The organism is Candidatus Bathyarchaeota archaeon, assembly GCA_026014725.1.
Lineage (GTDB): Archaea > Thermoproteota > Bathyarchaeia > Bathyarchaeales > Bathycorpusculaceae > Bathycorpusculum.
Genome location: JAOZHV010000047.1, coordinates 1 through 4,666, shown reverse-complemented (window position 1 = coordinate 4,666; position 4,666 = coordinate 1). Strand labels below are relative to the sequence as shown.

The window sequence follows — 4,666 nt, the reverse complement described above, 5'->3', positions numbered from 1 at the left end:
TAATCGCGTCGATGGTAACGACGACATTGTCCTCAGTTATGATTTCCTGCGGCGGCACATCTATTACTTGTTCTCTCATGTTGACGCGGAGTATTCTTTCAATAAATGGCGTAATCAGGCGCAGTCCAGGTTCAACTGTTTTTTCGGATATTGTTAAGTTAAGTTACCCAACAAGAAAAACCATCGCAACCCTTAAGAGTCGAATTAACCTATTAAAAGTGTGGTGCATGGAAGGGGATTTGAACCCCCGAAAGACCGCTTAGTAGGCGATTGCTGTCTCCAAGCTAAGCTATCCATGCTTTCTTTAACTTTATCGTGGGATAATGTCTATTAGGTTTTTCAATGATGACCTCTGAAGTTTCTCAAAGCCCATCTGGGATTCTTGCCGTTCGATTGCGTTCACTATTTCTTTCATTTCCTGTTCTCTGCAGAGTAGATAGTGCTCTTTCGCTAAACGGTTATATTCTATGAAATCGTGTATTGGCACTTCTGGGTTTTCTAGACAAACTTTGCAATCACAAGGTATTCCGTGATTGTTACTCACAGTTCTCAGGAAAGTGTCTTTGTTCTGCATTACCATGTTCGCAGGGTCATAGCGATTTACAAAGGGACTAATATCTTGTTGGTCTTTTCTTCTATCTTCACGGTCCAGATTAAACCCTGTTGACACTATTGCAAAGGATGATAATGCCGCTGGAAAAGTTTGGTTTCCTGCTTCGAGTAAACCAAAAGCTTTCTTTTCGCTATGCTGTGTTACGAGAGCAAGTTCCATTAGGAAGCTCTTGAAAGCTGCTCTGTCAAGAGCTAAACTCTCCTCACAAAGATTCAAATTCTTAAACTTGAAAAGTGTTATTGCTGCTTCACTATCGGCAACGTATTCTTTAATGGTTGCCATCATATGTTCATTTCGTAGTATGTTTGGCTTTACGATGAAGTAATCGGCACAATCTCGCTTTTCATCATCAAGTGCTGGAGCAAATGCTCTGCTCTTTTCATTCATAAGAATTGCCATATTCAACAAATGCGCATTTGTTATTAAGGGAACAGGGGGAACTAATATATCAGCTCTGCACTTCAGTTCTAAAGTGAAGGTATCTCGCATTAGTTTAGTGCGCATGTTTGTGTCTTTTCCAACACATGACCAAAAGTTTGAATGTTCTGCCTCTCGGAGAAGTTGCGTACTTGTTACTTCTTCACCTTCAGCTTTTGCCTTAACAAGCCGCTTCTCTTTAGCCATGTAACTCTTGACATATGTGTTTACGGCACGAGGAACAAAAGGCGTGTTAGCAATGCGTTCCATGTTTGCAGTGTAGTAGAGATATTCTAATGCTGGGTCAATAATTAGCACATTTTCTCCTGACTGTGGCGGTGGGGTGACTAATGTTTGGTCAACAATATTCAGCGGAACCCTATGTTTCATGGCACGATAGACTGTTCTACCTGCATCAAGTAGTCTTACAACTTGAACGGAGAGATGTCGCGGAGAATAAAGACTCTTAACCGTAGAATAAACTTTGAGTTCGCCATCGCCCTTAATTCTTGGTGCAAAGGTTGGAGTCACGATTGTCTTATTATTTATTGTTAAGTCCATAGACTCAGAAAATTTGCATTTTCGTTCTGGATAGTGCGTAATCTGAATTCTGCTTGGGCTACTCATTTCTTTATCTCCATTTTCTCACTTGCTATTCTAATGAAATTCTGTAAGCCTTCCATGAATGTGAATAAATCTACGCATCTAATCATAATGCCACCTTTAACTGTTTTTAATCGTAGTTCATCTTGTTCTTTCTCTTGTATGAAAACAAATTTGCCTTCCGCATTCTCAAGTTTGACAAAATCATAAACTTTATTTCCAATGGGAACAGATAATCGGTCGGTTGGATGAATAAGTCTTCCATTTTGGTAATAGATTGAACCGCTACCTCTGTCGCTCTTGTAAGCTTCCCTTATTGCCACTAAATACTCTAAGTGCTTCATTACGGTTATTCTATTTAGGTTTGTTGCTTCCACAATTTCTGAAGCCATGACCCCGTTTTCGTTTGCTGCAAGGATTTTTTTTATTACAGACCTAACGTAATTTTCCCTTTCAAGCGGTTTTAATGCTTGCACTTCCTCAGCTGAGAGCATCACATTAGGCGTTTTTATTTCCATTTTTCTCCCTCACCATGATGTTGATTAGCTTGTATGTTCGTGTTGGTAGTTATACATGATGTATAACATCACCATGACGACACCTATATCCTTCTATGTGGAGGGTCGAGTATTTATAGTTTGGGTGTCCTGTGGAACTACCACAAGATATAAATACTTCGGTATCCTATAAGATACCTGCAAGAGTGTGCAACAAATGAACTGTAAATATTGCAACTCCGAGAATGTCACGAAAAAGGGCATACGCCATAATAAACAAACATACAAATGCAAGGATTGCGGTCACATCTTTGTACCAAACGGCAAGTTCTCAAGAATGAGAAACGACAAGAACATCATAGTTGCAGCACTAAACTTCTATTATGACGGATTGTCTCTTCGCAAAGCTCAGCGTAACCTTGAGCATATTTTTGGAGAGAAAGTTTCTCAGGTCACGATTCTGAATTGGATTAAAAAGTATTCTCTGTTGGTAAAAGAGTACATGATTGCTCAAGTTCCACAGCTCTCAGGATTATGGCATGAGGATGAAACCATGCTTCAATGCGAAGGCAGAAGTATTTGGTTCTGGGAAATGATAGACGAGGACACAAAGTTCATAGTTGCTTCTCATCTTTCCAACACAAGAACCTTTGAGGATACAGTAGCTATATTCAAGAAAGGTGCTGAGCAGAGCAAGGTAAGACCAAGAGCAGTCTTTGTTGACGGCAGTTTTGTTTATAGTGGTGCCTTCAACAAAGTATTTTACACGATGCGAAAGGATACAAGACCAGAGCTAGTACAGAAAGTCGGCATAAGAGCGAGAGAGACAAACAACATCGTTGAAAGACTACATGGCACTCTTAAAGATAGAACGAAGTCAATGAGAGGGCTAAAATCTTATGAATCAACAAAGCTTCTGCTTGAAGGGTGGAGCATCCATTATAACTGTGTTAGACCGCACCAAAGCCTAGGCGGAAAAACTCCAGCTCAAGCAGCAAGAATGCAAGTGCCAAATGACTGGAAAGGCTTAATTGACGAAGCAACCAAACGTGAAGCCATAACCTTAGTGAATGCACTCAGTAACAAAGCACAAGAGAAAGAAGGGTTGAAGGTGGTTAGTAAATGAAAAAAATCTTGGTTTCTCTTCCTGATGGCGTAATTGCAATCTTAGACAAAGAAGTTATAGGCAAAATAGGCGAAGGATACAGCGATACTCTTCGCACTATCATTATGAACTGGTTAGGCGAACAGGGATATTTAGCGAAGGGTGGAAAACATGAAGAAAAAACCTGAAAGAAACGCTATTGAAGAAATAGACCTCTTAGATGACATGCTTTCCAGTCTTGTTGGTTTGCTAATTGAGAAAGGCATAATATCGGAAGAGGAATATGAGCAGCGTATCAAACAACGTGTAAAGGTTTGAGTATCAAAATTTTACTTGGGTGCTCCCCCCGCAATACCAAGAAGCTCTCATATGCAGTCATATTATCCTCATATAGTGATAGCTAATATTTTAAATGAAAAGCGCAATAATTAATATTGGTGTTAGCCAAAAACAATCACAAAAGCTTAAATACCCTTTTGTGAGATATTCTCACACGGTATATATGGTAGCAAGTGGCAGGGCAGTTTGCTCTCCGAGGAGTGGTGTTAGCCACTTGCCACTTGCTTTTCATATAAAAACTTCTACCTTCTGAATTTAGAAACATGATTTTCTAACGGTATGAAAAGGTCAGGGCACATTCGCATTTCTCTGCAAACGGTTGTCGAATACCTTGGTGGTGTGGTACTGGTATCATTGTCGCTAAAAGCTGCAATTTCCACTCTCTTAGGAATCAGTTTTATGTTTCTAATTGCATTTTCAAAGTCTGCATCAGCACCAACCGAGATAGCGACATCATATGCATTTTTGTATCCCATTGACAACATGTCTGTGATCAGGGCAACATCTACCCCTTTCTCTTCTTCCTTTATTACCTGAACCCTTTGACCTGTAGCCACTAGAGTTGCATAGCTTGTCCTCTTAACCAAAGGTTTCGTTATTACTTCAATTCCTTGAAATCGTAGTTTTTCATAAAATCCTGTTTGCATAGGGTCTGGTGGCACTTTTTCAGCACCATAATAATAAGCTCTAATTAGTGACCTGTTATTTGCGAGAAAACTGATTAGTTTGGAATATTCAATTTGGATTCCTCTTGCTCTGCTTGCCCAGAAGAGGTTTGACCCATCTATAAAAATCATTACTCGTGTATTGTTGCTACTCAAAGATGTACCGCCTCATTCTTCTTTCTAAAAACATCAATTAGTATTTTAAGTTTTGCCATAGCGATTGCATTAGTGGCAAACTCTTGACATTCACCTTTCTTTTTGTTGGGTAACTTAACAATATCGTTTTTTCGTAAGCATTAAATCTTTCAACTATTCCTTTTTCGTACTGGTTGACTTTCTTAATTGAGAGAGATAGCAGGATTATTACGAACGCAGCGATCGCTATACCTATTATTGAGAGTTCGATTTCATACATTCAGCTCATTTG

General features: G+C 39.4%; 6 protein-coding genes, 1 tRNA gene and 1 pseudogene. 3 read left to right on the top strand and 5 right to left on the bottom strand.

What is annotated here, in order from left to right; genetic code table 11:
• From NWE95_09585 to NWE95_09570, 4 genes and pseudogenes are all read right to left on the bottom strand, one after another.
• A pseudogene (locus tag NWE95_09585) lies at window positions 1–142 on the bottom strand (SPFH domain-containing protein).
• Window positions 143–221: 79 nt separating this feature from the next.
• A tRNA-Ser gene (locus tag NWE95_09580) sits at window positions 222–299 on the bottom strand.
• Window positions 300–310: 11 nt separating this feature from the next.
• Window positions 311–1,657: a hypothetical protein gene (locus tag NWE95_09575; protein MCW4004145.1), complete on the bottom strand. Its 1,347-nt coding sequence runs from the start codon at window positions 1,655–1,657 to the stop codon at window positions 311–313.
• A complete protein-coding gene (locus NWE95_09570) occupies window positions 1,654–2,151 on the bottom strand; it encodes a hypothetical protein (protein ID MCW4004144.1) in 498 nt (165 codons plus the stop codon). The genes NWE95_09575 and NWE95_09570 overlap by 4 nt, the downstream gene beginning before the upstream one ends.
• A gap of 196 nt (window positions 2,152–2,347) precedes the next feature.
• Here NWE95_09570 and NWE95_09565 point away from each other — a divergent pair, with 196 nt between their 5' ends.
• The 3 genes from NWE95_09565 to NWE95_09555 are packed head-to-tail and all read left to right on the top strand — an operon-like array spanning window position 2,348 to window position 3,553.
• On the top strand, window positions 2,348–3,256 hold the full coding sequence (locus tag NWE95_09565) for an IS6 family transposase (GenBank protein MCW4004143.1): 909 nt from the start codon (window positions 2,348–2,350) through the stop codon (window positions 3,254–3,256).
• Window positions 3,253–3,423, top strand: a complete 171-nt coding sequence (locus tag NWE95_09560; protein ID MCW4004142.1) for a hypothetical protein — start codon at window positions 3,253–3,255, stop codon at window positions 3,421–3,423. Before NWE95_09565 ends, NWE95_09560 begins: the two co-directional genes overlap by 4 nt.
• Window positions 3,407–3,553: a hypothetical protein gene (locus tag NWE95_09555; GenBank protein MCW4004141.1), complete on the top strand. Its 147-nt coding sequence runs from the start codon at window positions 3,407–3,409 to the stop codon at window positions 3,551–3,553. The genes NWE95_09560 and NWE95_09555 overlap by 17 nt, the downstream gene beginning before the upstream one ends.
• Before the next feature lie 263 nt (window positions 3,554–3,816).
• Here NWE95_09555 and NWE95_09550 read toward each other — a convergent pair whose 3' ends face one another.
• The gene (locus tag NWE95_09550; protein ID MCW4004140.1) at window positions 3,817–4,395 is read right to left on the bottom strand and encodes an NYN domain-containing protein; all 579 of its coding nucleotides are present in this window, start codon (window positions 4,393–4,395) and stop codon (window positions 3,817–3,819) included.
• Between the last annotated feature and the right edge of the window lie 271 nt (window positions 4,396–4,666).